The organism is Pseudomonas sp. B1-22 (genome assembly GCF_050474425.1).
GTDB lineage: Bacteria > Pseudomonadota > Gammaproteobacteria > Pseudomonadales > Pseudomonadaceae > Pseudomonas.
Genome location: NZ_JBCHVH010000005.1, coordinates 392,153 through 418,505, shown reverse-complemented (window position 1 = coordinate 418,505; position 26,353 = coordinate 392,153). Strand labels below are relative to the sequence as shown.

The 26,353-nt window shown below is 67.0% G+C and carries 25 protein-coding genes; 8 read left to right on the top strand and 17 right to left on the bottom strand.

From position 1 onward, the window contains the following. Nucleotides 1-78: 78 nt before the first annotated feature. The 5 genes from ACQ5BL_RS20805 to ACQ5BL_RS20785 all read right to left on the bottom strand — a co-directional run bounded on the left by ACQ5BL_RS20805 (nucleotide 79) and on the right by ACQ5BL_RS20785 (nucleotide 5,485). A complete protein-coding gene (locus tag ACQ5BL_RS20805) occupies nucleotides 79-1,248 on the bottom strand; it encodes an MFS transporter (RefSeq protein WP_243806922.1) in 1,170 nt (389 codons plus the stop codon). A 125-nt stretch (nucleotides 1,249-1,373) separates the two neighbouring features. Next, on the bottom strand, nucleotides 1,374-1,514 hold the full coding sequence (locus tag ACQ5BL_RS20800) for a hypothetical protein (RefSeq protein ID WP_243806921.1): 141 nt from the start codon (nucleotides 1,512-1,514) through the stop codon (nucleotides 1,374-1,376). 514 nt (nucleotides 1,515-2,028) lie between these two features. Then, nucleotides 2,029-3,822 (bottom strand): N-acyl-D-amino-acid deacylase family protein, encoded by a 1,794-nt coding sequence (locus tag ACQ5BL_RS20795; protein ID WP_243806920.1) that lies wholly within the window; start codon nucleotides 3,820-3,822, stop codon nucleotides 2,029-2,031. Continuing rightward, nucleotides 3,819-4,562 carry a sulfite exporter TauE/SafE family protein gene (locus ACQ5BL_RS20790; protein WP_243806919.1) on the bottom strand — a complete coding sequence of 248 codons (744 nt, stop codon included), beginning with the start codon at nucleotides 4,560-4,562 and terminating at the stop codon, nucleotides 3,819-3,821. The genes ACQ5BL_RS20795 and ACQ5BL_RS20790 overlap by 4 nt, the downstream gene beginning before the upstream one ends. After that, nucleotides 4,559-5,485: a bile acid:sodium symporter family protein gene (locus tag ACQ5BL_RS20785; protein WP_430293231.1), complete on the bottom strand. Its 927-nt coding sequence runs from the start codon at nucleotides 5,483-5,485 to the stop codon at nucleotides 4,559-4,561. The genes ACQ5BL_RS20790 and ACQ5BL_RS20785 overlap by 4 nt, the downstream gene beginning before the upstream one ends. A 181-nt stretch (nucleotides 5,486-5,666) precedes the next feature. On the opposite strand from ACQ5BL_RS20785, the gene ACQ5BL_RS20780 reads away from it, so the two are divergent. Continuing rightward, nucleotides 5,667-6,620, top strand: coding sequence for an AraC family transcriptional regulator (locus ACQ5BL_RS20780; protein ID WP_243806917.1), 954 nt, complete (start codon nucleotides 5,667-5,669; stop codon nucleotides 6,618-6,620). 11 nt (nucleotides 6,621-6,631) lie between these two features. On the opposite strand, the gene ACQ5BL_RS20775 is transcribed toward ACQ5BL_RS20780, so the two are convergent. Continuing rightward, on the bottom strand, nucleotides 6,632-6,871 hold the full coding sequence (locus ACQ5BL_RS20775; RefSeq protein WP_243806916.1) for a hypothetical protein: 240 nt from the start codon (nucleotides 6,869-6,871) through the stop codon (nucleotides 6,632-6,634). A 410-nt stretch (nucleotides 6,872-7,281) separates the two neighbouring features. Next, the gene (mltA, locus tag ACQ5BL_RS20770; RefSeq protein ID WP_243806915.1) at nucleotides 7,282-8,433 is read right to left on the bottom strand and encodes a murein transglycosylase A; all 1,152 of its coding nucleotides are present in this window, start codon (nucleotides 8,431-8,433) and stop codon (nucleotides 7,282-7,284) included. A 150-nt stretch (nucleotides 8,434-8,583) separates the two neighbouring features. On the opposite strand from mltA, the gene ACQ5BL_RS20765 reads away from it, so the two are divergent. Then, nucleotides 8,584-10,944 carry a DNA polymerase II gene (locus ACQ5BL_RS20765; protein WP_243806914.1) on the top strand — a complete coding sequence of 787 codons (2,361 nt, stop codon included), beginning with the start codon at nucleotides 8,584-8,586 and terminating at the stop codon, nucleotides 10,942-10,944. Between the two features lie 108 nt (nucleotides 10,945-11,052). On the opposite strand, the gene ACQ5BL_RS20760 is transcribed toward ACQ5BL_RS20765, so the two are convergent. Continuing rightward, nucleotides 11,053-11,490, bottom strand: a complete 438-nt coding sequence (locus ACQ5BL_RS20760) for an Lrp/AsnC family transcriptional regulator (protein ID WP_243806913.1) — start codon at nucleotides 11,488-11,490, stop codon at nucleotides 11,053-11,055. Nucleotides 11,491-11,620: 130 nt separating this feature from the next. Between ACQ5BL_RS20760 and ACQ5BL_RS20755 the strand changes: the two genes are divergently transcribed. Next, a complete protein-coding gene (locus ACQ5BL_RS20755) occupies nucleotides 11,621-12,529 on the top strand; it encodes a DMT family transporter (protein WP_243806912.1) in 909 nt (302 codons plus the stop codon). Between the two features lie 83 nt (nucleotides 12,530-12,612). Next, nucleotides 12,613-13,758, top strand: a complete 1,146-nt coding sequence (locus ACQ5BL_RS20750; protein WP_430293230.1) for a DUF1615 domain-containing protein — start codon at nucleotides 12,613-12,615, stop codon at nucleotides 13,756-13,758. A 1-nt stretch (nucleotide 13,759) separates the two neighbouring features. Here ACQ5BL_RS20750 and ACQ5BL_RS20745 read toward each other — a convergent pair whose 3' ends face one another. Further along, the gene (locus ACQ5BL_RS20745) at nucleotides 13,760-14,083 is read right to left on the bottom strand and encodes a hypothetical protein (RefSeq protein WP_243806911.1); all 324 of its coding nucleotides are present in this window, start codon (nucleotides 14,081-14,083) and stop codon (nucleotides 13,760-13,762) included. A gap of 222 nt (nucleotides 14,084-14,305) precedes the next feature. Between ACQ5BL_RS20745 and ACQ5BL_RS20740 the strand changes: the two genes are divergently transcribed. From ACQ5BL_RS20740 to ACQ5BL_RS20730, 3 genes are all read left to right on the top strand, one after another. Further along, nucleotides 14,306-14,800 carry a DUF1543 domain-containing protein gene (locus tag ACQ5BL_RS20740; RefSeq protein ID WP_243806910.1) on the top strand — a complete coding sequence of 165 codons (495 nt, stop codon included), beginning with the start codon at nucleotides 14,306-14,308 and terminating at the stop codon, nucleotides 14,798-14,800. A 100-nt stretch (nucleotides 14,801-14,900) separates the two neighbouring features. Continuing rightward, complete coding sequence (locus ACQ5BL_RS20735; RefSeq protein ID WP_243806909.1) at nucleotides 14,901-15,314, top strand: arsenate reductase ArsC; 414 nt, start codon at nucleotides 14,901-14,903, stop codon at nucleotides 15,312-15,314. 279 nt (nucleotides 15,315-15,593) lie between these two features. Next, nucleotides 15,594-16,589: an LLM class flavin-dependent oxidoreductase gene (locus tag ACQ5BL_RS20730; RefSeq protein ID WP_243806908.1), complete on the top strand. Its 996-nt coding sequence runs from the start codon at nucleotides 15,594-15,596 to the stop codon at nucleotides 16,587-16,589. Nucleotides 16,590-16,829: 240 nt separating this feature from the next. On the opposite strand, the gene ACQ5BL_RS20725 is transcribed toward ACQ5BL_RS20730, so the two are convergent. From ACQ5BL_RS20725 to ACQ5BL_RS20695, 7 genes are all read right to left on the bottom strand, one after another. Continuing rightward, a complete protein-coding gene (locus tag ACQ5BL_RS20725) occupies nucleotides 16,830-17,198 on the bottom strand; it encodes a YajD family HNH nuclease (RefSeq protein WP_207885604.1) in 369 nt (122 codons plus the stop codon). A gap of 57 nt (nucleotides 17,199-17,255) precedes the next feature. After that, nucleotides 17,256-17,672, bottom strand: coding sequence for a YbaN family protein (locus tag ACQ5BL_RS20720; protein ID WP_243806907.1), 417 nt, complete (start codon nucleotides 17,670-17,672; stop codon nucleotides 17,256-17,258). Then, a complete protein-coding gene (locus ACQ5BL_RS20715) occupies nucleotides 17,653-18,252 on the bottom strand; it encodes a biliverdin-producing heme oxygenase (RefSeq protein WP_243806906.1) in 600 nt (199 codons plus the stop codon). The genes ACQ5BL_RS20720 and ACQ5BL_RS20715 overlap by 20 nt, the downstream gene beginning before the upstream one ends. 152 nt (nucleotides 18,253-18,404) lie before the next feature. Then, the gene (locus tag ACQ5BL_RS20710) at nucleotides 18,405-21,014 is read right to left on the bottom strand and encodes a TonB-dependent receptor (protein ID WP_243806905.1); all 2,610 of its coding nucleotides are present in this window, start codon (nucleotides 21,012-21,014) and stop codon (nucleotides 18,405-18,407) included. Nucleotides 21,015-21,135: 121 nt separating this feature from the next. Then, on the bottom strand, nucleotides 21,136-22,077 hold the full coding sequence (locus ACQ5BL_RS20705) for a FecR family protein (protein ID WP_243806904.1): 942 nt from the start codon (nucleotides 22,075-22,077) through the stop codon (nucleotides 21,136-21,138). Beyond that, the gene (locus ACQ5BL_RS20700; protein WP_243806903.1) at nucleotides 22,074-22,595 is read right to left on the bottom strand and encodes an RNA polymerase sigma factor; all 522 of its coding nucleotides are present in this window, start codon (nucleotides 22,593-22,595) and stop codon (nucleotides 22,074-22,076) included. Before ACQ5BL_RS20700 ends, ACQ5BL_RS20705 begins: the two co-directional genes overlap by 4 nt. 182 nt (nucleotides 22,596-22,777) lie before the next feature. Continuing rightward, entirely contained in the window at nucleotides 22,778-24,142 is a 1,365-nt protein-coding gene (locus ACQ5BL_RS20695; RefSeq protein ID WP_243806902.1) for an MFS transporter, read from the bottom strand. A gap of 322 nt (nucleotides 24,143-24,464) precedes the next feature. On the opposite strand from ACQ5BL_RS20695, the gene ACQ5BL_RS20690 reads away from it, so the two are divergent. Further along, nucleotides 24,465-25,343 (top strand): LysR substrate-binding domain-containing protein, encoded by an 879-nt coding sequence (locus tag ACQ5BL_RS20690; RefSeq protein ID WP_207885598.1) that lies wholly within the window; start codon nucleotides 24,465-24,467, stop codon nucleotides 25,341-25,343. Between the two features lie 75 nt (nucleotides 25,344-25,418). Here the strand turns inward: ACQ5BL_RS20690 and ACQ5BL_RS20685 are convergent, their stop codons facing one another. Next, on the bottom strand, nucleotides 25,419-26,279 hold the full coding sequence (locus tag ACQ5BL_RS20685; RefSeq protein ID WP_243806901.1) for a LysR substrate-binding domain-containing protein: 861 nt from the start codon (nucleotides 26,277-26,279) through the stop codon (nucleotides 25,419-25,421). Between the last annotated feature and the right edge of the window lie 74 nt (nucleotides 26,280-26,353).

The window sequence follows — 26,353 nt, the reverse complement described above, 5'->3', positions numbered from 1 at the left end:
AAGTGATGGAGCGAGTGTGGCGGCGATCGGTCTTGGCGGCAATGTCAGTCATCCCACGAATCTTGCCATTTGCCACGCTCAGGCGTGTCGGACCGCCTTACGCCGCAGCGAACCCGCCGCCGTCGCCACGAACAGTCCCGCTGCCAGCGCCAGAGCCACCGGCACACCCTGTGGACCGAGGTCCATCAGGCTGCCGCTGAGCAGCGGACCGAGCAGGCTGCCGACGCCCCAGAGCATCCCGGCTGCGGCGTTGGCAGTGACCAGGTCGCGACCACGGAAGCGCTGGCCGATCAGCACCAGGGCCAGGGTGTAGACACCACCGGCCACCGCACCCAGCAGCATCAGCGCCGGCCACAGCAGCGAGGGCCGGGTGATCAGCCAGGGCAGGGCGAGCCCGATCGCGGTAGCCGCCACGCCACAGGCAAGATGCAGCGTCGGGCGGTCGAGGCGGTCGGAGAGCCAGCCCAGCGGCAGTTGGCAGATCATGTCGCCGAGCAGGATCACCGTGGCCATGAAGGCGGCGATGCCCACTGCGTAGCCGTGGCTGGAGGCGTAGACCGGGAAGAGCGACAGCACCACGCTGTCGAAGAAGGAGAAGAACAGCACGCCCATGCACAGGGCCGGCGCCACCCGCAGGAAGCCGGCCAGGGAGAAGCTGCGTGGCTCTTCGACGTGCTCGTGGACGCCTTCCTCGGGCATGGCGCAGGCCACGGTGGCCAGGGCGATGAGGTGCCCGGCGCTGACCAGCAGCACCACCCAGGGCGTCTGCGCGTCGAGCAGCGCCACCAGGGTCGGGCCGAGTAGCTGGAAAGCGGTGAAGCTGGTGGCATAGAGGGCGACGATGGTGCCGCGATTGTCCTCTCCGCACAGTTCGTTGACCCATGCTTCGCCGAGGATGATGGCAATACCCATGCCGACACCCAGGGCCAGGCGCGCGGCGGCCAGCACCCCGAGGGAATCGCCGCTGAACTCGATGGCGGCAGTGCTCGCGGCACAGAGCAGGAAGCACAGCAAGTACAGGCGACGCCGGCTCATCCGTTGGCAGGCGCGGTCGACCAGGGTGGCGGCGAGGATCATGCCGGCTGCCGGCACCGCCGAGAGAATGCCGATCTGCAGCGCGCTGGCGCCGTTGTCGAGCAGGCGCAGGGCCACCAGCGGCAGGGTTGCGCCCAGGCTCAGGCCGACGATGGACACGGCGAACAGCAGCACGGCCAGCAGCGGCTTGTTGAGGGTGAGTGAATTGTTCATGGAAACCTTCTCCGGCCCCGGCGTTGCAGCGGCGGGGCTGACACATGCGAACGAGCCCGCCGACGGCTGCCGGTGAGCGAAATCGAAATGCGGAAATGCCTGCGCGAAAGCGCGCGGCGTCCGGCTCAGCAGCCGGCGGGAGGGGAGAAGGTGTAGGCGAACAGCACACTGCGGCGACGGCGCAGCACAGTATCGATCTTGCGCACGCGCGGAGGCTCTCGCAGCAGGGCGAGGGACGGATCGGCGAAGCGCTGGAACGGGGTCATGGTGCGGGTGCAGCAGGCAGAAACAAGAGCGCGCACTCTAGTGAGTGCGCGTGAAAGCGTCAATCTTGGTGGGTTGGACGGTCGCGAAGGACGCACGCCGTGTCTGTCGGCGCAGGCGATGTTGTAGGAGCGGGCCATGCCCGCGATCGCGCGCATGGCGCGCTCCTACAGGTCAGCTCCGGCGCTTCGGCTCCCGTAGGAGCGGAGCTTCTCCGCGATCAGCCGTCAAGGCCGGCGCCGGGGGCGCTGTACACCGGCATCTTTCTGGTGGGATCGAAATACGCCGCGATGGATTCGCGGACAAGGTCCGCTCCTACGAGATCAAGAACCCCTCACCCTAACCCTCTCCCGCAAGCGGGAGAGGGGACCGTCCGGTGCAAGATGAAACCATGACGTCATCCGCACGATCTGCCCCCTCTCCCTTTGGGAGAGGGCTGGGGTGAGGGGGGGCGTGTCGGCACAGACTGTCCAGAAGAAGACAGTTGCTCCTACGGACATTCATCAGCGCGCGTGGTCATCGGCTGTAGGCTGGCGCTCCGGCCGAAACCTCCTGCGGCCGACTGAGCACATCCCGCCCCGGCAGGAAGCGCCCGAAGCCGCGCTCCTTGCCCAATGCCTCCGGGAACCCGCTGCCACGCCGATACGCCACGCGCCCGTTGATCAGCGTGGCTTCCACCGCATCGTCATTGCGCTTCACCAGTCGCGTCAGGCCGATCCCTTCCATGGGGGCCTCACTGACCTCGTCCAGTTCCTCGGTCAGTCCGGCAGGATTCACCACCACCAGGTCGGCACGGTCGCCCACGCGGATATACCCGGCATCGATCCCGGCGAAATCCGCCAGCTCGCCGGTCAGCCGATGCACTGCGCGGCCGGTGTCCATGAACGCCTCGCCGGCCAGTTCCGCATCCCGCACGTACTTGAGGAAGCGCAGCGGGAAGTTGTACTGCGCATGGGACGCCAGGTGCGCGCCGGAGTCGGCGAAGCCCGGCTGGGTCCAGGGGCTGGCCAGCAGCTTGCGCATGATCTGCGGGCGGTGGTTGCCGTAGCAGGTGGTCCACTTCAGCGCGTTGCGGTATTGGCCGGCCAGTTCGAAGAAGGCGTCCACCGCATCCATGCCGCGCTCGCTGCCGATGTCCTCGAAGTTGCGCCCCACCAGCGACGTGTCCGGGCACTCGCGCACCCAGCAATCAGACAGGTTGCGGTGCCACAGGCCGAGGCTGAGGGTGGCCTTGATGTCCTTCTTGAAGCGCTCGCGGAAGGCCGGGTCCTGGATGCGCGTGTAGAGCTCGTCCGGGTCCTTGATGTCGCGCAGCACTTCGCCGGCGCCGAACTCCTCGAAGCCGTTCATGTTCAGCCCCTCGATGCGCACCACGAAGGGCGCGGGCAGGGTCTGCCAGCGGTAGCGGCCGCGCAGCAGGCGGTTGGCGACCCAGCCGGAGGCGCGGGTGATGCGGTGCATGAAGGGTTGGGATTTCAGGTCCAGCGCGGTGAGCATCGAGCACTTGAGCGGGCGGCGGAACCAGCCGTGGGCCTGGTAGAGGAAGGCGAACACGTTGATCTTGGTGACCGCATTCGGCGCGCCTTGCATCAGCGCGTTGCGCCGGCGCAGCACGGCGAACAGGCGGGAGAATTCCTTCCAGCTGGCGAAAGTGGAGGGCAGCGGGCTGGACCAGGCGCGGTCGCCGTCCATCTTGTCCAGGCGCGTGGTCATCACCGAGAGACCGAAGCAGCCGGCGTCCAGCGCCTGTTCCAGCAATTCCTCCATGCGTTGCAGCTCGGCCTCGGTGGGCTTGGCGCCACCGATGGCGCGCTCCAGGCCCATCACTGCCACGCGCAGCTCGGAGTGGCCGAGGAAGGAGCAGAGGTTCGGCCCCAGCGGCTGCTGGTCGTAGAAGGCGCGGTAGCCCCTGGCGTCCTTCCAGGTGCGCTTGTCGCGCAGGATCGGCAGGACCTGCTCGCGGGGTACGGCTTCGACGCGGGTGAACAGGTCGGAGCAGTCCTCCGCCTCGCCCAGCACCATGCTGATCGAGCAGGAGCCGACGGATACGGTGGTAATGCCATGGCGCACCGACTCCTTCAGCGCCGGCGCGGCGATGGCTTCGGCGTCGTAGTGCGAGTGGATCTCCAGGAAGCCGGGAGTGACCCACTTGCCGCTGGCGTCTATCACTTCCGAACAGCCGCTTTCGTCCAGCGGGCTGACGCTCAGGGTGTCGATGCGGCCGTCCTTGATGCCGACGTGGCGCAGGCTGCCGGGGGCATCGCTGCCGTCGAAGTACAGGCCGTTCTTGATGATGATGTCGTAGCTCACAGGAGGCTCCAGGGCGACAGCAGCAGGGTGCCGCTGACCAGCAGCAGGCAGTGGATGGCGAGTCGGAAATGGCGTTCGTCGAAGCGCTGGTGCAGGCGCTCGCCCAGCCACACGCCGAGCAGCAGCAAGGGCGCATAGGCGAGTACCTGGGGCAGCGCCGGGCGCAGGCGGCCGTCGAGGAGGAAGGCGAGGGTCAGCAGGCCGTTCAGGGTGAACCAGACGCACACCAGGGTGGCGCGCAGTCGTGCCTTATCCAGCGGGCGGGTGGCCAGGGCGTAGACCAACAGCGGCCCGCCCGAGGCAAAAAGGCCATGGCAGATGCCGGCGGCGCCGGTGGCCAGGCGCACGACCCAGTTCGGCGTTCTACCGCGTTCCGGGGCGCTGGCGCGCAGGCGCCACAGCTCGCGGCCGGCGAACCAGAGGATCAGTACGCCCAGGCCGCGCTTGAGCGGCAGCGGGTCCAGGTGCGGCAGCAGCAGGTAACCGATGCCCATGCCGATCAGCATGCCCGGCAGCACAGTGCGCAACAGCAGCGCGCTGTCGATCAATCGCCAGTGGCGACCGACCAGGTAGCCGGTCATGGCGATATTCAGCGGCACCAGGATCGGCAGCAGCGTCTCGATGGGCATCAGCAGCGCGCCGAGGGACAGGGCGATCACCACGCTGCCGAAGCCGGTGATGGCTTCCAGCGTGTAGGCCAGCAGGATGAAACCGCCCAGGGCGATGGCGGGGGCGTTCATCGATTGCCCTCGGTGGCGGCAGGGAAGGTGGCGTCACGCGGCACCCGGCGCGCCCACCATTGCGCCAGCACGAGCCCGGAGAACAGCTGCCAGCAGCCCCAGAAAGCGGCGATCAGCAGCATGCCGCCGGCCTGCGGGAAGAAGGTGAGGATCAGCGCCATCCCCAGCGCCGAGTTGTGGATGCCGCTTTCCAGAGTCACGGCGCGCACGTCGGCGTCCGGCAGCTTCCACAGCCGCGCGCAGGTGTAGCCGAGCAGCAGCGCCATGCCGTTGAGCAGCAGCACCAGCCAGAAGAACAGGTGGAAATACGCCATGAACTGCTGGAAGTTCTTGGCGAAGGCCATGCCGACGAAGCCGAGCATCACCAGCAGCGACAACTGCCGCAGCGGCTTCTCCAGGCGCCGCGCCAGTTGCGGCTTTTGCCGGCCCAGGGCCATGCCGGCGAGCATCGGCAGGATCAGCACCAGCAACACCACGCCGACCAGTTCCAGCGGGTCGATGTGGATTTGCGTGAGGCGGTCGCGGGTCGCCGGGTTGAGCCCCGCATAGAGGGCGAAGTTCAGCGGCGTGAAGATGCCCGCGCTCAGCCCCGACACGGCGGTGACGCTGGCCGACACCGCGACGTTGCCGCGCGCCATCCAGGTCATGATGTTGGAGAAGGTGCCGCTGGGGCAGGTGGCGACCAGGATCATCCCCAGCGCCAGCTCCGGGTCGATGGGCAGAACGACGGTCAGCAGACAGGTGGCGGCGGGCAGCAGCAGGAACTGCACCAGCATGCCGATCGCTGGCGCCTTCGGCTGGCGCAGGATGCGGGTGAAGTCGTCGCGGCGCAGCTCCAGCGACACGCCGAACATCATCAGGGCAATGATGGCGTTCAGCGCGATCATCGAAGCGCCGGAGAACTCGAGATTGACGCTAGGCATTGCCGGTCTCCTGTCGGGCAGGAGTGGGCGAAGAAGCGGCCGACGCTCGGGGCGCGGCTTCGTTGAGGGTGTGCATGCAAGGCGACTCTTGTTTGTATTTATCGTTGTAATTGGCAAGCATAGGGAGCCGTCCCCCTTTGGTAACGGCTCAATCGAGACTTCGCGCGGTTAATTCGGGACCATGCCCCACAGCCCATCGATCACCGTCCACTATGCCCAGGGCATCCTCCAGGCCGCGCAGCGCCTGGGCTTGCCGGTGCCCACCGACCTGCCTGTGGAGGCGCGCATCCCGCTGGCCGTGCAGGATCGCATCTGGGAGAGCCTGTGCGCCGCCTCCGACGACCCGCTGGTGGGGCTGCGCCTGGGCAGTGCCCTGCAGGTCGGCCACCTGGACATGGTCGGCGCGCTGCTGATGAGCTGCGAGCATTTCGGCGAGGCGCTGGAGGCCTTGCTGGAGTACTACCCGATCATCGCCGAGGGCAGCGAGTTCCAGCTCGAACGCGATGCCGGGCGGGTACGCCTGGTCTACCGGCCCAGCTATACGGTGCGGCGCGAGGAACGGGTGGAGGCGGCGCTGGCCAGCCTGGTGCACCTGACACGCTGGATCACCGGCGAGCGAGTGACGCCTGCGTACCTCACCCTGAGTCACCCGGCGCGTGCCGAGCCTGCGCGCTACGACCAGATTCTGGGTTGCCCCATCGGCTTCGCTGACGCGGAGAACGCCCTGTGCTTTGCCCTGGCGGACCTCGATGTGCCTTTGATCCAGGCCAACGCTGTGATGCGCGAACACCTGCGCGCGCTGGCCGACGCACAGCTCCAGCGCCTGGGCGCGCAGAGCCTGGCGGCCCAGGTGCAGCAACTGCTACGCCAGCAGCCGCGCTGGGGCAAGGAGCGGGTCGCCGAGCAACTGGCCCTCAGCGGCCGCCATCTCAACCGCAAGCTGGCCGACGAAGGCACCAGCTTCAAGCTGCTGCGCGAGCAGGTGCTGCATGGCATGGCCGAGCAGTTATTGCGCGAGTCGCCGCGGCTGGCGGAGGTCGCGGAGAAGCTCGGCTTCTCCGACGAGAGCGCCTTCGCCAAGGCGTTCCGCCGCTGGAGTGGGATGACGCCAGGACAGTTCCGCCAGGCCAACTGAACCCTCGCCATTTATTGCCGGAGAGGTTTCACTACCGCCAGGGCTTGGGTTCCTGGCAGGTCGAGCCGCTGGGGAATGCTGCGCGGGTGTTCCATGGCGCCGGTTCCGGGCAGCCAGGTCCCGAAAAACTGCTTGCCGCCGATCAGCAGAAGCAGCAGGGCAATGGCGCCGATCCAGCAGAGCACATCGTAGTTGAGCGGCCAGCCACGATGCTGCCGTTGGGAGCGGAGAGGGGATTGCTTGTGCTTCATGAGGATCACCGCGAACAGGTTGGTGGGGCGGACCCAGCGTGCCGGCCAGTAACCGGGGGCTGGGGTCGCGGACCATTGTCCGAGTCGCGGTGATGCCTGGGATTCAGGGAGCTCTGTAGGACGAGTAAGAATTTCCCCTGGCTTCGGAAGCTGAACTTCCTACGGTGGTGTGCTCGGAGGTGCCCCGTGGCGCTGGCTGATCGCGGACGGAGTCAGATCAAGAGCCCCTCACCCTAACCCTCTCCCGCAAGCGGGAGAGGGGACTGATCGATGCCGGCTGAAACTACGGTATCAGCCGGCACGGACGGCTCCCTCTCCCTTTGGGAGAGGGCTGGGGTGAGGGGAAAGCCCGGACACAGGCTGTCCGGATGAAGGCAGTTGCCCCTTCGAAAGGTGCAGCGGTGATGGGATCAGGCGCCCGGCAGCGCCGCGCCCTTGGGCCAGAGCAGCCACAGCTGGCCTTCCTGCTTCATGTGCCCGGCCAGGTCGCCGGCGGCATCGCCGGTGCCCCAGAACAGGTCCGCGCGGACTTCGCCGACGATGGCGCCGCCGGTGTCCTGCGCTGCCACCGGGCGTACCACCGGCGCGCCATCGGGGCGGGTGGTGGACAGCCACATCAGGCTGCCCAGCGGGATCACCTTGCGGTCGATGGCCACGCTGTAGCCGGGTGTCAGCGGCACGTTCAGCGAGCCGCGCGGGCCTTCGTTGCTGTCCGGGCGCTGGCTGAAGAACACGTAGCTGGGGTTACTCGCCAGCAGCTCGTCGACCCGCTGCGGGTGGGCGCGGGCCCAGTCGCGGATGCGCGGCATGCTCACTTCGTCCTTGCTCAGCTCGCCCTGTTCCACCAGCCAGCGGCCCACCGGCTTGTAGGGGCGGCCGTTCTGTTCGGCGTAGCCCAGGCGCAGCTGGCGCCCGGAATCCAGCTGCACGCGGCCGGAGCCCTGGATCTGCAGGAACTGCAGGTCCATCGGGTCGCCCAGCCAGGCCAGAACTGGCGCATCGACGCCGTCGCGGCGGATGCCGGCGGCGTCGGCGTAGGGCTTGAGGGTATTGCCGTCGAGCTTTCCGCGCAGGCGCTTGCCCTTGAGTTCGGGGTAGACGCTGTCCAGTGCCACCACCACCAGGTCGGACGGCGTGCCGTACACCGGCACGCCGTGCTGCGCGCTGCGCTCCAGGCTGCCGCGGTAGACCGGCTCGTAGTAGCCGGTAATCAGGCCGGTTTCGCTGCCTTCTCCCGAACGCAGCTGGTAGGGCTGCAGATGGTCCTGCATGAACTGGCGGATCGCCGCCGGCGAGGCGGGTACGCCCAGCGCCTGGGTACAGGTGGCGGCCCAGATTTCATCCTTCTTCAGGCGCACCGCGCAGGCCGAGCGCCAGGCATTGAAGCCCTGCACGACGTCGCTATCGGTGGTTTTCGGCAGATCCGACCAGTCGGCCTTGGAGTAGGTCGGTGCCTTGGCTTCTTCGGGCTTTTTGCCGAACAGGCCGCAGCCCGAAAGCAGGGTGGCGATGCAGAGGGAGGCGAGGAGAGGGCGGGTCCAGTGGCGGGGCGAAACGGTCACGGGCAAATCCTGGCAGGCAAACGAAAGCCCGCTAGCTTGGGCAGACGCGGGGCGTGCGTCAAACGCATCGGTCGGATTTACACGCCTTGCAACGAATCCGCGGGCGGACCGGTAGAATGGGGCGTGATTCGACAGACGGATGGTTAGAGCGTGGAGGCAAGGCAGGGTTTCGTCCTGACCCGACATTGGCGGGATACGCCCGAAGGCACCGAGGTGGGCTTCTGGCTCGCCACCGACGAGGGCCCCCGGCACGTGCTGCTGCCACCGCAGACCTCGGTGGCCTTCGTGCCGGCCGAACAGCGCGCCCGCGCCGAGAAGCTGCTGGCCGGCGAGCGCGGCGCCGAGCTGCGCCCGCTGGGCCTGCGCGACTTCCAGCAGCGCCCGGTGCTGGGCCTCTATTGCCAGCAGCATCGCCAGCTGATGAACCTGGAGAAGAAGCTGCGCGAGGCCGGCGTCGAGGTGTTCGAGGCCGACATCCGCCCGCCCGAGCGCTACCTGATGGAGCGCTTCATCACCGCGCCCGTGACCTTCAGCGGCAAGGAGGGCGCTACCGGCAGCATCGTCGAGGCGCAACTGCGCCCAACGCCGGACTATCGGCCGACGCTGAAACTGGTCTCCCTGGACATCGAAACCAATATCCGTGGCGATCTCTATTCCATCGCCCTGGAAGGCTGCGGCCAGCGCCAGGTGTACATGCTCGGCCCGGCCAATGGCGTCGATGGCGAGCGTGATTTCGAGCTGGAGTATTGCGACAGCCGCGCGGAGCTGCTGGAGCGCCTGAACCAGTGGCTGGCCGAGCACGACCCCGACGCCATCATCGGCTGGAACCTGGTGCAGTTCGACCTGCGCGTCCTGCAGGAGCACGCCAAGCGCCTGGAGATTCCGCTGCGCCTGGGCCGTGGCGGCGACGAGATGGGCTGGCGGCAGCATGCCTCAAGCAATCACTACTTCGCCGCGGCGGCCGGTCGACTGATCATCGACGGCATCGAAGCGCTGCGCTCGGCGTTCTGGAGCTTCCCCTCGTTCAGCCTGGAAAGCGTCGCGCAGAACCTGCTGGGCGAGGGCAAGTCCATCGACAACCCCTACGACCGCATGGCCGAGATCGACCGCCGCTTCGCCGAGGACAAGCCGGCGCTGGCGAAATACAACCTCAAGGACTGCGAGCTGGTCACGCGCATCTTCGAGAAGACCCGCATCCTCGACTTCCTGCTCGAACGCGCCAGCGTCACGGGGTTGCCGGCAGACCGCAGCGGCGGCTCGGTGGCGGCCTTCACCCATCTGTACCTGCCGCCGATGCACCGCCTGGGCTACGTCGCGCCGAACCTCGGCGGCAAGGCGCCGGAAGCCAGCCCCGGCGGCTTCGTCATGGATTCCCGGCCGGGACTCTACGAGTCGGTGCTGGTGCTGGACTACAAGAGCCTGTATCCGTCGATCATTCGCACCTTCCTGATCGACCCGGTGGGGCTGGTGGAAGGCTTGAGCGACCCGTCGGACGAGGCCTCGATCCCCGGCTTCCGGGGCGGTCGTTTCTCCCGCACCCAGCACTGCCTGCCGGCCATCGTCGAACGCGTCTGGCAGGGCCGCGACGCCGCCAAGCGCGACGGCAATGCGCCGCTGTCCCAGGCGCTGAAGATCATCATGAACGCCTTCTACGGCGTACTCGGCTCCAGCGGCTGCCGCTTCTTCGACCCGCGCCTGGCCTCGTCCATCACCATGCGTGGCCACGAGATCATGCGCCGTACCCGCGAGCTGATCGAAGGGCAGGGCCATCGGGTGATATACGGCGACACCGACTCCACCTTCGTCTGGCTCGGCCGCGCCCACGACGAGGAAGAAGCCGCCGGGATCGGCCGCGCGCTGGTGCGCCACGTCAACCAATGGTGGGGCGAGCACCTGCGCGAGGAATACGGTCTGGAGAGCGCGCTGGATATCCAGTTCGAACGGCATTTCCGGCGCTTCCTGATGCCGACCATCCGTGGCGCGGAAGAGGGCAGCAAGAAGCGCTACGCCGGTTTGGTGCGGCGCGCCGATGGCAGCGACGAGATGGTCTTCAAGGGGCTGGAAACGGTACGCACGGACTGGTCGCCGCTGGCCCAGCAGTTCCAGCAGGAGCTTTACCTGCGCATCTTCCAGCGCCAGCCGTACCGTGATTTCGTCCGCGACTACGTGAACCGCACGCTGGCAGGCGAGCAGGATGAACTGCTGATCTTCCGCAAGCGCCTGCGCCGGCAACTGGGTGACTACGAGCGCAACGTCCCGCCCCATGTGCGCGCGGCGCGGATCGCCGATGAGTACAACGAACGCCTGGGACGACCCCGGCAGTACCAGCGCGGCGGCTGGATCAGCTACGTGATCACGGTCAACGGCCCGGAGCCGCTGGAGACGCGGCATTCGCCCATCGACTACGACCATTACGTCAGCCGGCAATTGCAGCCGATTGCCGATGCCATCCTGCCGTTCGTGGAGGATGATTTCGCGGCGCTGATCGATCGGCAGATGGGGTTGTTCTGAGGTGCGACCTGCATTTTTCGCGGGCATGGCCCGCTCCTACAGTGAACCTGTGCGTAGGACCAACCCGTAGGAGCGGGCCATGCCCGCGATGTTCTTCGTGGCGACGCCTCACGCCATCGGCGGCAACCGCCGCTTCACCGGGGTCTTCTTCACGATGGCCGTATTGGTCTCGGCAAATCCGTTCAGGTGATCGAGCAACTCATCCAGCTCCTCCATCGACCGCACGCACATCCGCGCATAGAAGCAATCCTCGCCGGTGACCTTGTCGCACTCGGTGAACTCGGGAATCGCCATGATCTGCTTCTCCACCTCCTGCAAGCGCCCCGGCAGCGGGCGCACACGGACGATGGCCTGCAACTGGTAGCCGAAGGCGCGCGGGTCGACGTTCACCGTGTAGCCGGTGATCACCTGGCGTTCCTCCAGCTTGCGCAGGCGCTCGGCGACGCTGGGGGCGCTCAGGCCGCTGACCTGGGCCAGGGCCTTGAGGGAGAGGCGGGAGTCTTCCATCAGCGCGGCGATCAGCAACTGGTCGATTTCGTCGGTCATATCGGTCTCGAAAGGTAATTGGCGAGAATTGCCTTGATAGTAAAGGTGAACCTAGGGTTTTGCCTCCGTCAGGCGATGGAGTGCGCTGAATCACCTGTTCATACTGGTCGCCAACGAAAGGAGGTGAACCATGAACGACGGGATCAAACGCGGCACCCTGGAAATGGTCAGCGCCATGCTGATCTGCGGGACCATCGGCTGGCTGGTGCTGCTGTCCGGGCAACCGGTCCTGGATGTGGTGTTCTGGCGCTGCGTGTTCGGCGCTGCAACCCTACTGCTGATCTGCGGCCTGATGGGCCTCCTGCGTCCCGGCATCCTCACCCGCGCCACCTTTGGCCTGGCGCTGCTCAGCGGCGTGGCCATCGTTGGCAACTGGGTGCTGTTGTTCGGCTCCTATTCGCGGGCGTCCATCGCCATCGGCACGGCGGTGTACAACGTGCAGCCGTTCCTGCTGGTACTGCTCGGCGCGCTGTTCCTTGGCGAGCGCCTGAGTGCGCAGAAGATGGCCTGGCTCGGGGTGTCCTTCCTCGGCATGCTGGCCATCGTTAGCGCGCATTCTGATGTAGGGCGGGGCGACACAGGGCAGGTGGGCAACGACTACCTCGGCGGCATTGCCCTGGCCCTGGGCGCCGCGGCGCTGTATGCGGTGGCGGCGTTGATCATCAAGCGCCTGAGCGGCGTGCCGCCGCATCTGATCGCGTTGATCCAGGCGGTGACCGGCGTGCTGTTGCTGGCGCCCTGGGCCAACCTCTCGCCCCTGCCGCAGGCGACCACCGCCTGGGCGAGCCTGGCGACCCTGGGCATCGTGCACACCGGCATCATGTACGTGCTGCTCTATGGCGCCATCCAGAAGCTGCCGACGACGCTGACCGGCGCGCTGTCGTTCATCTATCCCATTGCGGCGATCTTCGTCGACTGGTTCGCCTTCGATCACCGTTTGACGCCGCTGCAATGGCTCGGCGTAATCGCCATCCTGCTCGCTGCCGCCGGCATGCAGCGTGGCTGGAGCTTCAATCTGCGGCGGCTGGCCTGGCGCTGAAATCCCGGCTTGGCTGACAATGCCGGGGAACCTGTGCCGTCCCGCACAGGTCCTGAAGGCGGTCTCCAAGCAAGGAACGGACTATGAATGCGGCTGCCCCGACGGCAGATTTCCCCGGCCTGGACAGGCCTCTCCCTCGAATCGGTAATCTCCGCCTGCTGGGCCTCGCGGCGCTGCTCGTGCTGGCCGGTTGCGGCACGCGGCCGAGCGCGCCGGAAGCGACCCCGGAGGACGTGCGCGCCAAGGTGGTGAAGCTGATGCCGGCCAGCGTCGCCGACCGCCCCGGCTGGGCGCGGGACATCCAGGTGGCCTTCAGCGCCCAGCGCATTGCGCCGAGCACCGAGAACCTCTGCTCGGTGCTCGCGGTGACCGAGCAGGAGTCCAACTACACCGCCGACCCCGCCGTGCCCGGCCTGGGCAAGATCGCCCGTGGCGAGATCGACCGGCGCGCCGGCAAGCTGCACGTACCGGGCATCCTGATCGACGCCGCGTTGAGCCTGAAGTCGCCGAACGGGCGCAGCTACAGCCAGCGCCTGGCGGCAGTGCGGACGGAGAGGGAGCTGAGCGCGATCTTCGATGATTTCATCGGCAGCGTGCCGCTGGGGCAGCAACTGTTCGGCCGCTTCAACCCGGTACACACCGGCGGGCCGATGCAGGTCAGCATCGCCTTCGCCCAGGCTCACGCCGAGAATTACCCTTACCCGGTGGACGGCACCATTCGCCGAGAAGTGTTCAGCCGGCGCGGCGGCATGTACTTCGGCATCGCCCACCTGCTGGGCTACCCGGCGGACTACAAGCAGCCGTTGTACCGTTTCGCCGACTTCAACGCCGGTTGGTACGCCAGCCGCAACGCGGCATTCCAGCGCGCGGTGAGCGAGGCCAGCGGCATTACCCTGGCGCTGGACGGTGACCTGATCCTGCCGGGCAGCTATGACGCCGGCAGCACGGAAAAGGCCGTGCGCACCCTGGCGCCGCGCCTGGGGATGAGCGAGCGGGAGATCCGCCGCGATCTGGAGAAGGGCGATACACCGGAGTTCGCCAAGTCAGCGCTCTATGCCAAGGTCTTCGCCCTCGGCGAACGCGCCGCCGGCAAGCCGTTGCCGCGGGCGATCCTGCCGGGCATCACGCTGCACAGCCCGAAGATCACCCGCCAACTGACCACCGCCTGGTTCGCCCAGCGCGTGGACGAGCGCTACCAGCGCTGCCTGGCGAGGGCGCCGAAGCGTTGAATCAATCGCCTTCGGCGGCTTCGCAGACGCCGTTGGCGCCTTTGGGGTCGGTATAGGAGACCGTGGCGGTGCCGTCGTCATTGAGGCTGATGGAGACGGTCACGCCTTCGCCCTTGGCCTCGATGTACTTGTCGTTGCTCTGCTTGATCTTGGCTTCCTTGCCGTTGATGTAGACCGGCCCGCCCTCGTCGGTGTGGACCTGGATGTCGTTCGGGCAGTCGTAGTTGAGCATGGGGATGGCGGCGTTGGAGGCAGCGGCAGCGGGCTGCATCAGGCCGAGCGAGGCGGGGATCAGCAGCGCAGCGGCGATCTGTAGCGATTTCATGGCGTCTCCCAGGCGAATGTGGTCACGGCGCCGGGCCGTGCGGACATTCTCAGCTTAGTGCAGCCTCGGCCCGACGCTACAACGGTAAGGGCGCAGCCGTGGCGCCGGGAGATTCAAAATATATAAAGCTATATAGCGGTTAAGGCATTTATTTCATAGGATGCCCCCTTCATCAGGAAGCGGTCGTTGTAGAGCGGCCTCAGCTTCAAAGGAGCGAGTGCGATGCTGTTGGTGGTCATGCTGGGCGGGCGTCATCCGCGCGCGAAGATCGAGGTGCACGACGTGGTGTTCGCCGTGGCGGACAGCCTGGAAGCCAGCTACCCGCAGTTGCGCGACGCCTGGTTCGGCAGTCCGCGGGGCCTGCACATCGACTCCTGGCTGGAGGTCGACGGCATCGACGGCTATCGCGTCGTCTTCAGTGACCAGCAGCCGGCACCGGGCGAGCCGCGGCTGTTCTTCATCAACCTGGGCGGCTACGAGCCCGGCCAGTTCGGCGAGGCCCACCATTACCTGCTGGTGGTCGCCCGCGATGCGGCGCAGGCCAAGGCGCTGGGCAAGCACCGCCTGCCGCGCGGCTGGGACAAACCGCATACCGATGCGCTGCTGGACGTGGACGATTGCCTGCCCATCGACCGGGCTGGCGGCCGTTACGTCCACCTGCTGGCCGGCGAGCACCGCGGAATCGTGCAGCGCAGCGACTACATCGTACTGTGTTGATTCGTGCCGTCGCGGCTGCGCCTTCATCGTTTTGACACGGCTCTGTCATAAAGCCTGGCGTATAAGGGGGCCGAACCCGAATACCGAGTCCGAGGTAGTGATGACCGAGAAACGCCGAGTCCTGTTCGTCTGCATCGGCAACGATGCCCGCTCGCCGATGGCCGAAGCGCTTCTGCGACATTCCGCTGCCGAGCACTTCGAAGCCTTCAGCGCCGGCATCCATCCCCGTGCCATCGATCCGCGTGCCCGCGAGGTGCTGGAGCATGCCGGGATTTCCACCGAGGGACTGCGCAGCAAGTCCATCGACGAATTCAGCGGCCAGCACTTCGATTACCTGATCGACCTGTGCGACAAGTCCAGCCGTGAGGGCGAAGAGCTGCCCAGCTCCAGCGAAGTGATCGTGTGGAACTTCGCCGACCCGACCACCAGCGAGCAGCACGATCCGTTCCGCCACACGCTGCAGGAGCTGAGTGATCGCCTGAAGCTGTTCGAGATGGTGAAGAGTCGCCCCTGAGGTCGCCGCCACACAGCAAAAAGCCCGCTGATCGCGGGCTTTCTGTTTGATGGGCGCTGGTCCTTCAGCTGCAGGCATTCTCACGTCGGCACATGACAGCCCGGTGACGCTTGCATGAAGGGATGATGGCGCGACGCCATTTCTGTATCACTGGCCTTCATGAGCACTATCGATCCCGACGAGTGGTCAGCGGGAGAGGTGGCCGATAGAGTCACGCTCAAAGCCATGTCCGTGACGCCACGCTTGCGCGGCGTCTGCGCGACCCGAATTGGAGTGCCTATGAAGTCCCTGTCCGATATCGCTTTCTCCATGCTCGACCTGGTGCCCGTGCGTGACCAGGGCACCGCCGCCGAGGCGTTGCACAACGCCGTCGAGGTTGCCCGGCATGTCGAGCGCCTGGGCTTTGCCCGCTACTGGCTGGCGGAGCACCACAACATGGACGGCATCGCCAGCTCGGCCACTGCCGTGCTGATCGGCCATATTGCGGGCAAGACCGAGCGCATCCGCGTCGGCTCCGGCGGGGTGATGCTGCCCAACCATCCGCCGCTGGTGGTGGCGGAGAACTTCGGCACCCTGGAAACCCTCTATCCGGGCCGCATCGACCTCGGCCTGGGCCGTGCGCCGGGCGCCGACCAGGCGACCATGCGCGCGCTGCGTCGCGACCGCCTGGGCGATGGCGCCGATTTCCCCGAGCAGGTCGCCGAACTGGAAATGCTCCTCGGCCCGCGCCGTTCCCAGCAGTCGTTGCTGGCGATTCCGGGTGAGGGCACCAACGTACCGATCTGGTTGCTCGGCTCCAGCCTGTTCAGCGCCCACCTGGCGGCGCAAAAGGGGCTGCCCTATGCCTTCGCCTCGCACTTCGCGCCGCGCTACCTGCACGATGCGTTGCGCATCTACCGTGAGAACTTCCAGCCCTCGGCGGTGCTCGACAAGCCCTATGCCATGATCGGCGTGCCGCTGATTGCAGCGCCGACGGATGAGGAAGCCGAATACCTGGCGACCACTGCCTTCCAGCGCGTGCTGGCGCTGATTCGTGGCGACAGCCTGAAGCAGAAGCCGCCGGTGAAGAGCATGGCCGGCCTGTGGCTGCCCCATGAGCAGGATGCGGTGGGCAACTTCTTCGGCCTGGCGGTGATCGGCGGCCCGGAGAAAGTGCGCAGCCGCCTGGAAATCCTGCTGGAGCAGACCGGGGTGGACGAGATCATCTTCACCAGCGACATCTATGACCACGAGCTGCGGCTGCGCTCGCTGGAGATCGTCGCCGGGCTGCGCTGATCGGGGCTCTTTGTCTCTTTGTAGGAGCGAGCTTGCTCGCGAACCCGCTTCACATAGGTACAACCTGGTGCTGTGCGTTCGCGAGCAAGCTCGCTCCTACAGACAAACCGACCTCCAGGATGAGGGGGTACCTGTAGGAGCGGACCTTGTCCGCGAAGTCCCGACCAGGCACGCCGGATATCCCGGCAGAAAGCGAGCCTCATCGCGGATAAATCCGCTCCTACGGGGATGGCGCTGGCATCACGCCTGCCCGTCTTCCTTCTTCTTCAGCAGATCGGCCAGCCCGGCCAACCCCTTGTGGGTGACCTTCGGGCCCTTGGCGCCGGCGTCGTTGCTGTTCTGGTAGTGCAGGTCCACCTGCCGCTGGTGCTCGTTGTCGTGGCAGTAGAGGCACAGCAGCTCCCAGTTGGAGCCATCCTCGGGATTGTTGTCGTGGTTGTGGTCGCGGTGGTGGACGGTCAGTTCGCGCAGGCGCACGCCGCTGAATTCGCGGCCGCAGCGGCCGCAGATCCAGGGGTACATCTTCAGGGCCTTTTCGCGGTAGCTGCTCTCGCGGCGGCGTTGTGCTTCGGCGAGGACGGCGTCGACTTTGCTGGTGGGTTGGCTCATGGTTCTGGCTGGTAGTGTGGATCGGACTTCCAGCATAGGCCCGCGCCACCGCGCTGACTACGGCCCGGGCATGTCCGGCCGCGACCAGATCCACAGATTGCCAACCGCCATGCCGAGAATCACCGCATACAGCCACAGACCGTGGGGCAGGGTGACCAGCATCATCGCCAGGGCCGCGAGCATCGCCACGCTGGCGCCGATCTTGGCGCGGCGGGCCACCGCGCGGCCGTTGCGCCAGTTGTGCAGGATCGGGCCGAACAGCCGGTGGTTCTCCAACCAGGCAGCCAGGCGCGGCGAGCTTTTCGCCGCGGCCCAGGCGGCGAGCAGGACGAACTCGGTAGTCGGCAACCCCGGCACCACAAGCCCGACCACGCCCACGCCCAGGCTGGTGTAAGCGAGCAGCGCAAAAGCGATGCGCGCCAGACGCGAGCGGGCGGGGCCGCGCGGGGCGGCGTCAGACGGTTGCGGGAGCACGGTCGTAGCTGTGCTGCAGCAGGTGGGCGAAGCGCTCGAAGGCGGCGATGGCGCCGGCTTCGGCGTCACGTTCTTCGGCCTCGCTGAGTTGCAGGGCATCCAGGGCGCGGGTGAAGCGCTTCCAGCCTTCGGCGCGGCCGCCTTCCGGCTCGCCCAGGTGGCGGGCGCCGCTGTTCTCGTCCAGGCCCAGTGCGGCCACGCGTTTGATCAGGAAGGCCGCGCCGAGCTTGGAGCCTTCGGATACGAACAGCCAGCCCAGGGCGTGGGCGCGGCTCGGGTTCGCCAGGGCGCCGGCCACTGGGGCGGGCACCTCGGTGTCCAGGTCGGCCAGGTCCAGGCGCGCCTGTTCGGCGCGGCAGCGTTGCGGCAGGTCGGGGAAGAGCTTGCCGAGTTCCGCATCCTGGTAGAGCGCCTGCAGCTCGGACTGGAACAGGTACTGGGCAACCACGAAGCGGGCGAAGTTCTCGCGGCTGTAGAAGGGGTCGCGGGCCTTCACAGCGTGGTCGAGACGCCCGTGCGGGGCGTGGGTCAGCGCGTTCAGGCGCTGCGAGCGCAGGGTGGGGAGTTCCACGGTGGTCATATCGGGTTCCTTGAACGTGTGAATCGTTGCTGACGAGACGAGAGAGGCCTCGGAACAGCGTAAAGAGTGTCGGGGTGGGCTCGGTGCTCCTTGTAGGAGCGCGCCATGCGCGCGATCGCGGGCATGGCCCGCTCCTACAGGATTGGGTGGGATCAGATATCCCACACCAGGTTGACGGCGAAGTTGCGCCCCGGCTGGGTCAGGCGGTCGAGGTTGGCCGGGGCCAGCACCGAAGCCTCGCCGACACCGTCGTAGCCGCGCACGTCATCCCACAGCCAGTACTTCTTGTCGGTGAGGTTGTAGAGGCCGGCGTTGACGGTCAGGTCGTCGGTCAGCTTGTAGTAGCCGGTCAGGTCGAGGATGCCGAAGCCCGGGGTCTTGAACTGGCTGCTGGTGCCATCGGGGGCGTTGAAGTTGCTGTCGTCGACGCGGTCCTTGCGCTTGACCAGGGTCCAGTCGAGCAGGGCGCCGTAGCGGCCGGCCTGCTCGTCGTAGCCCAGGCCGAACACGCCGGTGAGCGGGTTGACGCTGTTGATCGGCTCGCCGGTGTCCTTGTTCTCGCCGTAGGCATAGGCCACCGCGCCCTTGGTGTAGAGACCCTGCGGCGCGCCGAAGGCGCCCAGTTCCAGTCGACCCTTGAGCTCGACGCCCTTGATGACGGCCTTGTCGATGTTGTTGCTCTGGAAGGTCGGCTCGCTGTAGCCGGGGGTGATGGCGTCCTCGTTGATGAAGTCGCGGTACTGGTTGTAGAACACCGCGACGTCGAAGGAGCCTTCCTCGAAGTTGCCGCGCAGGCCGGTCTCGTAGCTCTGGCTGCGTTCCGGATCAAGGTCCGGGTTCGGCTCGACGCGGTAGCCGGCGCCGGGGTTTTCGAAGCGGCCGTAGAGTGCCTTCGCGGTCGGCGTACGGAAGCCCTGGGCGTACTGGCCGAACCACAGGTAGTTGTCGTTGAAGGCGTAGGTCACGCCGAGCTTGGGCGAGAGCTGGTGCCAGTTCTTGTCTTCGCTGCTGACGTCGCCTTCGCCGCTCTGGTCGACGGAATTGAGGAATTCGTCGGTGATGTGCGGCTTCAGGCGGGTGTAGTCGTAGCGCAGGCCGGGCAGGAAGGTCCAGGCGTTCCAGCGGATCTGGTCCTGGGCGAACAGGGCGTAGGTGTCGATGGTCGGATCGGGGAAGTCGCTGGTGCGCTCCAGGCTGTCATCGGGCACCGAACTGGGCGCGCCCGGGGCCGTGCAGCCTCGGCCGGCGGCGAGGCAGGTAGCGTCGCCCTCGCGGTAGCCGGTGACCTTCTGCCGCTTCAGGGTGGTGCCGTAGGTCAGCAGGTGGTCGGTTTCGCCGACGAGGAAGGCCTTGTCCAGCTGCAGGTCGAACACCCACTGGCGATCCTTGTACAGGGTGTCGCGGGTACGCAGCACCTGGCGGGTGATGGGGTAGTAGAACTCGTCGGTGCTCTGGTCGGTCTTGGCGGTCTGGTAGTTGAAAGTCCAGCGGGCGTGGTCGGCCATCGCACTGTCGAGCAGCAGATCGTGCTCCAGGCCGAAGCGCTCGCGGGTGATGGTGTCGTTGCCGGTGCGCCACTGGTACATGCCGCCGGGCAGTACCCGATCCGGGAGGATCGGCTTGCCGCCGGAGTACGGGCCGCCGTAGGCGCTCTTCTGGTCGGTGTCGCGGTCGTCCTTGTACTTCTCGTAGACCAGGCCGAAGCGCTCGCCCTCGGCATACTTCCAGCCCAGCTTGGCCAGCACGTTGGTGGTGCGTGCGTCTTCGGGGTTGGCTTCGGTGCGGGACAGGCCGGTGCCACCGGTGCTGCCGTAGGATTCGGTCTCGTGGCCGTTGCGCTGGCTCAGGTGCAGCAGGCCGTCGAAGGCGTCGGTGCGGCCGGCGACGGTGCCGGAGGTCAGCCAGCTGTCATCGGCGGAGCTGTAGCCGGTCTTCAGGCGTGCGCCGGTGTCCTGGCCGTCCTTGATGATGTCGTCGGCATCCAGGGTGAAATAGCTCACCGCGCCGCCAATGGCATTGCTGCCATAGAGGGCCGAGGCGGGGCCGCGCAGCACCTCCACACTTTTCACGATTTCCGGGTCGACGTAGTTGCGCTCGGTCTGGGCGTAGGGGCCGTTGAAGAAGCTGTTGGGCACCTCGACGCCGTCGACCTGCGTCAGGATGCGGTCGCCGTCGATGCCGCGGATGTTGTAGCCGGTGGTGCCGGCGCGGCTGCCGGTGCCGCCGACGGAGACGCCGGGCATGTCGCGCACCAGTTCCTTGATGGTGTTGACGTTGTTGCGGTCCAGCGCGTTGCGGTCCACCACGTCCACTGTGCTCGGCACCAGGGTCACGCTCTGCGCCTGGCGGGTGGCGGTGATGGTGAGCGGCTGCATTTCCGCGATCTTCGACAGGTTGCGCTCCAGCACCACGTTGCGCGGGCCGAGGGTGCGGGCGCCGAGGCCGGTGCCGGCGAGCAGGCCCTTCAGCGCCTGGTCGGCCGGCAGTCGGCCATTGATGCCGGGCGACTCGATGCCCTCGGCCAGTTCGCCGGCAACGCCGACCTGCCAGCCGGTTATCGCGCTGAAGGCGTTCAGCGCCTGGACCAGCGGCTGGCGGGGGATGTCGAAGCGGTAGCCGGCCTGGGCCTGGCTGGCCGACGCATCTGCCGCGCGGGCGGCAGTGGCCGACAGGCTGGCCAGTCCGATGGACAGGGCCAGCAGCGAGATGCCGGCCGGGGCGGACAGGCGGCGCAAGGGGGCACGCGAAGAAGCAAGGGTCATCGAAGGGCTCTCTTAATCAGTCGTTGCTCGCACATGTAAATGCGAATCTATTGCATTAACTTCTGACTAAACGAATGAGCCGGTGCGATCGCGTAAAAATACTTTCCGTTCAGGAGGGCGGTCAGTTGAGAACCAGCAGCTTCGGGTATTCGTGCAGCTGCGCGGAGGCGATCCGCGCCAGCGAGCGCGCCACGCCCAGCGGGTCGTCCAGGCGCCAGTTGCCGGTGACGCTGACGTTGTCCAGGCGCTCGTTGGTGTTCACGATCCAGCCGGGGTAGTAACGCCGCAGCTCGGCCAGCACCTGGCTGAGCGGGCAGTTCTCGAACACCAGGCGGCCCTTGACCCAGGCCAGTTGCGCCTGATCCTCGACGCTGTGCTGGCGCTCGCCAAAGCCCTGCGGGCCGACGCGGATGCTGTCGCCGGCGGTGAGGCTGATGCGGGCATTGTCCAGCGGCGTGCGCAGGTCCACTTCGCCGCGCTGCACGCTGACTTCCGCCTCGTTCCCCAGGTATTTCACGGCGAAGGCGGTGCCGCGCACCGTCACCTGCACTGGCCCGGCTTCCACCTCGAAGGGGCGGCTGCGGTCATGGGCGACGTCGAAGTACGCCTCTCCGCGGTACAGGCGGGCGATGCGTTGTTGTTCGTCGATATGGCTGGAGAGGGCGGTGTCGGTATTGAGCAGGATCCGCGAGCCATCCGCCAGGTCGAGGTTCTGCCGTTCGCCCACGGCGGTCAGGTGGTCGGCGCGCAGGCGCAGCAGCAGGTCGTCCTGCCATGCGGCTCCAACCGCCAGGACCAGCATCGCGGCGGTCGCCAGCGGTTTCCAGCGTGACCGTCGACGGGCAGGCGCTGCGACTCGCTGCTCCAGGCGTGCCGCCGCAGTGGTCAGCAGCGGCGACTGCCAGGCATCGCGCGCCCGGCGGTAGGCCCGCGCGTTGCCTTCGCTGGCGGCGAGCCAGGCGTCGAAGCGCCGGCGCGTCGCGGCGTCCATGTCGTCTTCGAGCATCAGCCAGTCCAGGGCTTCGGCCATCTGCGGGTCGACAGGCGTGGGGGAGTCCGTCATACCGTCGCCTCCAGGCGGCTGACCAGGCCGATGCAGATCGCCATGATCAGCTTCAGCTCCTTCTGCACCGTGCTGGGCGAGACGCCGAGCTGCTCGGCGATCTCCGCGTAGCCGCAGCCATGCAGGCGGCTGAGGATGAAGATGCGCTGCTGGCGCTCGCTGAGCTGGCCGAGGGTTGCGCCCAGGCGTTCCAGCAGCTGCTCCGCGTGCAACTGGTCCTCGGCGCTGGAGCCGGGCGCCGGCACGGCTTGCAGCACATCGGCGGGAATGTCTTCGAGCAGGGTGCGCGACTGCATGCGCAGGTGGCGCAGGTGGTCCAGTGCCAGGTTGCGGCCGGTCTGGAAGAGGAAGGGTTCGAGGTGGTCGATGCGGCGCTCCAGCAGGGTGTGGGCGACGCGCAGGTAGGTTTCCTGTACCAGGTCTTCGGCGATGCTCGGGTTGTTCACCATCCGCACCAGCGTGCGCAGCAGGGGCAGGCGCTGGGCCAGGAAGACCGCGTCGAGGTTGGAAGTGCTCACAGGGGCGTCCAGCAGGAATAATATGTAAATGATAATAATTATTATTTGCTGGTGGCGAGTGCCGCAAGACCCATCCGGTTCCGGTGCCATGCGGCGGGTTCGGGAAAAAGAGGACGAGGCACGCGTTACGCGGCCTCGCCCGTCCCCTCAGCCGGCTTGTGAGGGGGAAGCAGAGGAATTTCTCAGGAACGCACGGGGCGCGGGGTCAGTTGCGGCTCCGGGTGCGTTTCGTTCTGGCGGACATTTTCCGGGCGGCTGTTCCAGTGCGGGATCAGCACGCCGGCGGCGACCAGCGCGGCGACGGTGAAGCCGATGAACACGGTGTAGGTATCGAAGTAGCCCGGCAGCAGGCCACCGAGGATCGCACCCACCGAGCCGCAGCCGTTGACGAAGCCCGCCGCGGTGCCGGCCGCTTCGCCGGTGCCGAAGTCCACGGCGGCGGCGCCGCTGATCATCGAGTCCGGTCCGTACAGGGTCAGGCCCATCATGAACAGCAGGCCGAGCACCATCAGGCTGCTGCCGGTCTGCATCGACGGGACGAACAGCGCCAGGCAGACGGTGAGGCCGATCAGGCTGAGCACGCAGGCCGGCATGCGGCGGGCGCCGAACAGGCGGTCCGAGGCGTAGCCGATCAGGATCGGGCCGAGCAGCCCGGCGACCTCGAAGGCCGACGGCAGGATCGCCGCGCCGACCTTGCCCAGCGCCGGCATGCGTTCGTAGACGATCACCGGGCCCCACAGCAGGATGGCGTAACGCGCCGGCTTGAGCAGGAAGTAGGCCAGGCCCAGGGTCAGCACCGTGCGGTTGCGCAGCACCTTGCCGAGGATGCGCAGCGAGCTGCTGTTCTGCCCCTCCGGCTTGAAACCGGCGTAGCGAACCGCCTCGGGTTGCTGCACATCCGGCTCCACCGGCGGCAGGCCGACGTCCTGGGGACGGTTGCGCTGCAGCAGCAGGAACAGCAGCGCCACGCCACCGACCACCACGGCGCTGGAATAGAAGGCGGCGTGCCAGGTGCCGAATACCTCATAGGCCCACCAGCCGGCGAACGGCGAGGCGACCAGCCCGCCGAAGGCGTAGCAGGTGCTCCACAGGCCGAGTACGCGGCCGCGTTCATGGGTGGCGAAGAAGCTGCCGACGTTCTTGCACAGCCCGGACCAGCCGGTGGACTGCGCCAGACCCTGTACCACCATGCAGGTGGCGAAGATCGGGAAAGTCGCGTAGCTGCCCATCACCAGGGCGGCTGCCGCGGAGATCAGCAGGCCGCCGAGCACCACCACCCGTGGGCCGAAGCGGTCGGCGAAGACGCCCCAGGTGAACTGGCCCACCGCATAGGCGGCGAGGTAGATGGCGTCGAGGTTGGCCATCGCGATCTTGTCGAGATGGAAAGAGGGGTCTTCGGCGATGCCGAGCTTGGCCACCGAAAAAGCCTTGCGGGTGAAGTAGAAGGCCGCGTAGGCCAGCCAGGTGATGGCGAAGATCTGCCAGCGCCAGCGTTTCATCGATGCGAGCGGCGAACGCGGCGAAGCGGTGCCTTGGGGGTTGAGCATGGTCTGACCTCGTTGTTGTTGTGCTGTGCCGGCAGTCAGTGGGGTAACGCCTGTCTTGTTCTTGTTTTGTAAGCACGTCGCACCGTCTTCGCGGTGCGGGTCAGAAGCGCTGAGGCTATCCGGGTACCGTCGCGGGTAGCGGCGGTGGAGGGATGGAAACAATTTCGAATAAATAACTGAAATCGATTTATCAGATTTCAAAAATAAGCTGGGCTTGTATGACCAGGGGCCATGACGGTAGTGTTCCGCGCCAGTGACCCCTCGGTCGCATTGCGTTCGATGCTCTTGATGGTGGTCAGATCCCCGCGCCAGAGGCTTGCCTATGTCCGTTTCCCACGCCCAGCTCAAGGCGTTCCACGCCGTCGCCGTACACGGCAGTTTCACCCGCGCGGCCGAGCGCCTGTTCCTGACCCAGCCGGCGGTTTCCGACCAGGTGCGCAAACTGGAAGAGCGCTACGGCGTGCTGCTGTTCCACCGCAACAAGCGCTCGGTGCGCCTGACCGAGCTGGGCGAGCGCCTGCTGGCGGTGACCCAGCGGCTGTTCGTCATCGAGGCCGAGGCGCAGGAGCTGCTGCAGGAGTCCAGCGCCTTGCAGACCGGCAGCCTTACCCTGGCGGTGGACGCGCCGGTGCACGTGCTGCCGCAGATCGCGCGCTTCTGCCAGCGCCATCCGGGCATCCGGGTGAAACTGGAAACCGGCAACACCGATGAGTCGCTGCAGCGGCTGTTCGACTACCACGCCGATCTCGCCCTGCTGGGGCGGGAGGTGCAGGATGATCGCCTGCTGACCTTCACCCTGCGCAGCGACCCCATCGTCGCCTTCGTCGGGCTCGGTCACCCCTGGGCCGGGCGCGAGTCCATCGAGCTGGCCGACCTCGACGACATGCCGCTGGTGCTACGCGAACAGGGCTCGGTCACCCGACAGATGCTGGAGGAGGAGATGGCCCGCGCCGGCCTGCGCATTCGCCCGGCCATTGAGGTTGAGGGTCGCGAGGCGTCGCTGGAGGCGGTGGCGGTGGGGATCGGCGTGGGCGTGGTGTCCGCCGCCGAGCTGGGCGCGGATGCTCGCGTGCATGCGCTGCCGATCCTCGATTGCCAGTGGCGGATGAGCGAGACCCTGGTGTGCCTGCGCGAGCAGAGCACGCGACGGATCGTGGCGACCTTTCTCGATCTGGTGAAGGAAGAGTTGCCGGCGGACTAGGGGGCGTTGTAGGAGCGGGCCATGCCCGCGATCGCGCGCATGGCGCGCTCCTACAGTCGGCCCGGGCTTTGGTCATCAACCCTCCGCCAACTCCAGAAACGCACTCACCACCCGCAACCCCCGGCGCCGTTCCAGGCAGCCGATGGCATGCCGGTTCAGCAGCCCGTCGCCGCCGAGCGGGATCGCCTTCACCCGTGGGTCCGGGCTGATTTCCAGCGACGACACGATGCCGATTCCCAGTTCCGCCGCCACCGCCTCGGTCACCGCCTCGCGGCTGTCCAGCTCCAGCAGCACGCGGGGTTCGACCATCTGGGCCGAGCAGGCCGCGTCGAAGGTACGGCGGGTGATGGAGTCGGGTTCGCGCAGCACCATGATCTGCTGGTCCAGCTCGGCCAGCGGCAGCTCGCCGTCGTGCTCGCTCCAGGCATGGCTGGCCGGGACCAGGGCGCAGATGCGCGACTGCACCAGCTCGCGCAGGAATAATCCCTGGCGCGGCTCGATTTCGGTCAGCACGGCGATATCGACGTGTTCGTCGAGCAGCGCGGCGAGGGTTTCCTGTGCATTGCCCAGGCGCAGGTTGACGGTGATGCCGGGGTAGCGCGCGCGCAACCGGGCGAGCATCGGCATCACCAGGTGCGGCCCATCGGCGGCCACTTCGATACGCCCGGTCACCAGCTCGCGGCTGGCGTCGAGCATGGCCTCGGCTTCCTCTTCCAGGGCGAACAGGGTGCGGCTGATGGCCGACAGGCGCATACCGTCTTCGGTCAGCTCCACGCCCCGTGCGGTGCGGCGGAACAGGTTGACCTGGTAGTGCTCCTCCAGGGCTTTGACGTGCCCGGTGACGGCGGGCTGGCTGATGAACAGGCGCTCGGCGGCGCGGGTGAAGCTGCGTTCGCGGGCGACGGCGTCGAAGGCTCTGAGCTGGAAGAGGTTCATGAGGTATATGTCCGGCTTATGCGGTGCATCGTGATAAACAATTTGAACGATATCAGGCCGCCCGGCAAGTTATG

Bases quoted from the DNA above. Each gene is read 5' to 3' on its own strand.
- ACQ5BL_RS20805 (WP_243806922.1), bottom strand. From the start codon at position 1,248: ATGAACAATTCACTCACCCTCAACAAGCCGCTGCTGGCCGTGCTGCTG.
- ACQ5BL_RS20800 (WP_243806921.1), bottom strand. From the start codon at position 1,514: ATGACCCCGTTCCAGCGCTTCGCCGATCCGTCCCTCGCCCTGCTGCGA.
- ACQ5BL_RS20790 (WP_243806919.1), bottom strand. From the start codon at position 4,562: ATGAACGCCCCCGCCATCGCCCTGGGCGGTTTCATCCTGCTGGCCTAC.
- ACQ5BL_RS20785 (WP_430293231.1), bottom strand. From the start codon at position 5,485: ATGCCTAGCGTCAATCTCGAGTTCTCCGGCGCTTCGATGATCGCGCTG.
- ACQ5BL_RS20780 (WP_243806917.1), top strand. From the start codon at position 5,667: ATGCCCCACAGCCCATCGATCACCGTCCACTATGCCCAGGGCATCCTC.
- ACQ5BL_RS20775 (WP_243806916.1), bottom strand. From the start codon at position 6,871: ATGAAGCACAAGCAATCCCCTCTCCGCTCCCAACGGCAGCATCGTGGC.
- ACQ5BL_RS20760 (WP_243806913.1), bottom strand. From the start codon at position 11,490: ATGACCGACGAAATCGACCAGTTGCTGATCGCCGCGCTGATGGAAGAC.
- ACQ5BL_RS20755 (WP_243806912.1), top strand. From the start codon at position 11,621: ATGAACGACGGGATCAAACGCGGCACCCTGGAAATGGTCAGCGCCATG.
- ACQ5BL_RS20750 (WP_430293230.1), top strand. From the start codon at position 12,613: ATGAATGCGGCTGCCCCGACGGCAGATTTCCCCGGCCTGGACAGGCCT.
- ACQ5BL_RS20745 (WP_243806911.1), bottom strand. From the start codon at position 14,083: ATGAAATCGCTACAGATCGCCGCTGCGCTGCTGATCCCCGCCTCGCTC.
- ACQ5BL_RS20740 (WP_243806910.1), top strand. From the start codon at position 14,306: ATGCTGTTGGTGGTCATGCTGGGCGGGCGTCATCCGCGCGCGAAGATC.
- ACQ5BL_RS20735 (WP_243806909.1), top strand. From the start codon at position 14,901: ATGACCGAGAAACGCCGAGTCCTGTTCGTCTGCATCGGCAACGATGCC.
- ACQ5BL_RS20730 (WP_243806908.1), top strand. From the start codon at position 15,594: ATGAAGTCCCTGTCCGATATCGCTTTCTCCATGCTCGACCTGGTGCCC.
- ACQ5BL_RS20725 (WP_207885604.1), bottom strand. From the start codon at position 17,198: ATGAGCCAACCCACCAGCAAAGTCGACGCCGTCCTCGCCGAAGCACAA.
- ACQ5BL_RS20715 (WP_243806906.1), bottom strand. From the start codon at position 18,252: ATGACCACCGTGGAACTCCCCACCCTGCGCTCGCAGCGCCTGAACGCG.
- ACQ5BL_RS20710 (WP_243806905.1), bottom strand. From the start codon at position 21,014: ATGACCCTTGCTTCTTCGCGTGCCCCCTTGCGCCGCCTGTCCGCCCCG.
- ACQ5BL_RS20705 (WP_243806904.1), bottom strand. From the start codon at position 22,077: ATGACGGACTCCCCCACGCCTGTCGACCCGCAGATGGCCGAAGCCCTG.
- ACQ5BL_RS20695 (WP_243806902.1), bottom strand. From the start codon at position 24,142: ATGCTCAACCCCCAAGGCACCGCTTCGCCGCGTTCGCCGCTCGCATCG.
- ACQ5BL_RS20690 (WP_207885598.1), top strand. From the start codon at position 24,465: ATGTCCGTTTCCCACGCCCAGCTCAAGGCGTTCCACGCCGTCGCCGTA.
- ACQ5BL_RS20685 (WP_243806901.1), bottom strand. From the start codon at position 26,279: ATGAACCTCTTCCAGCTCAGAGCCTTCGACGCCGTCGCCCGCGAACGC.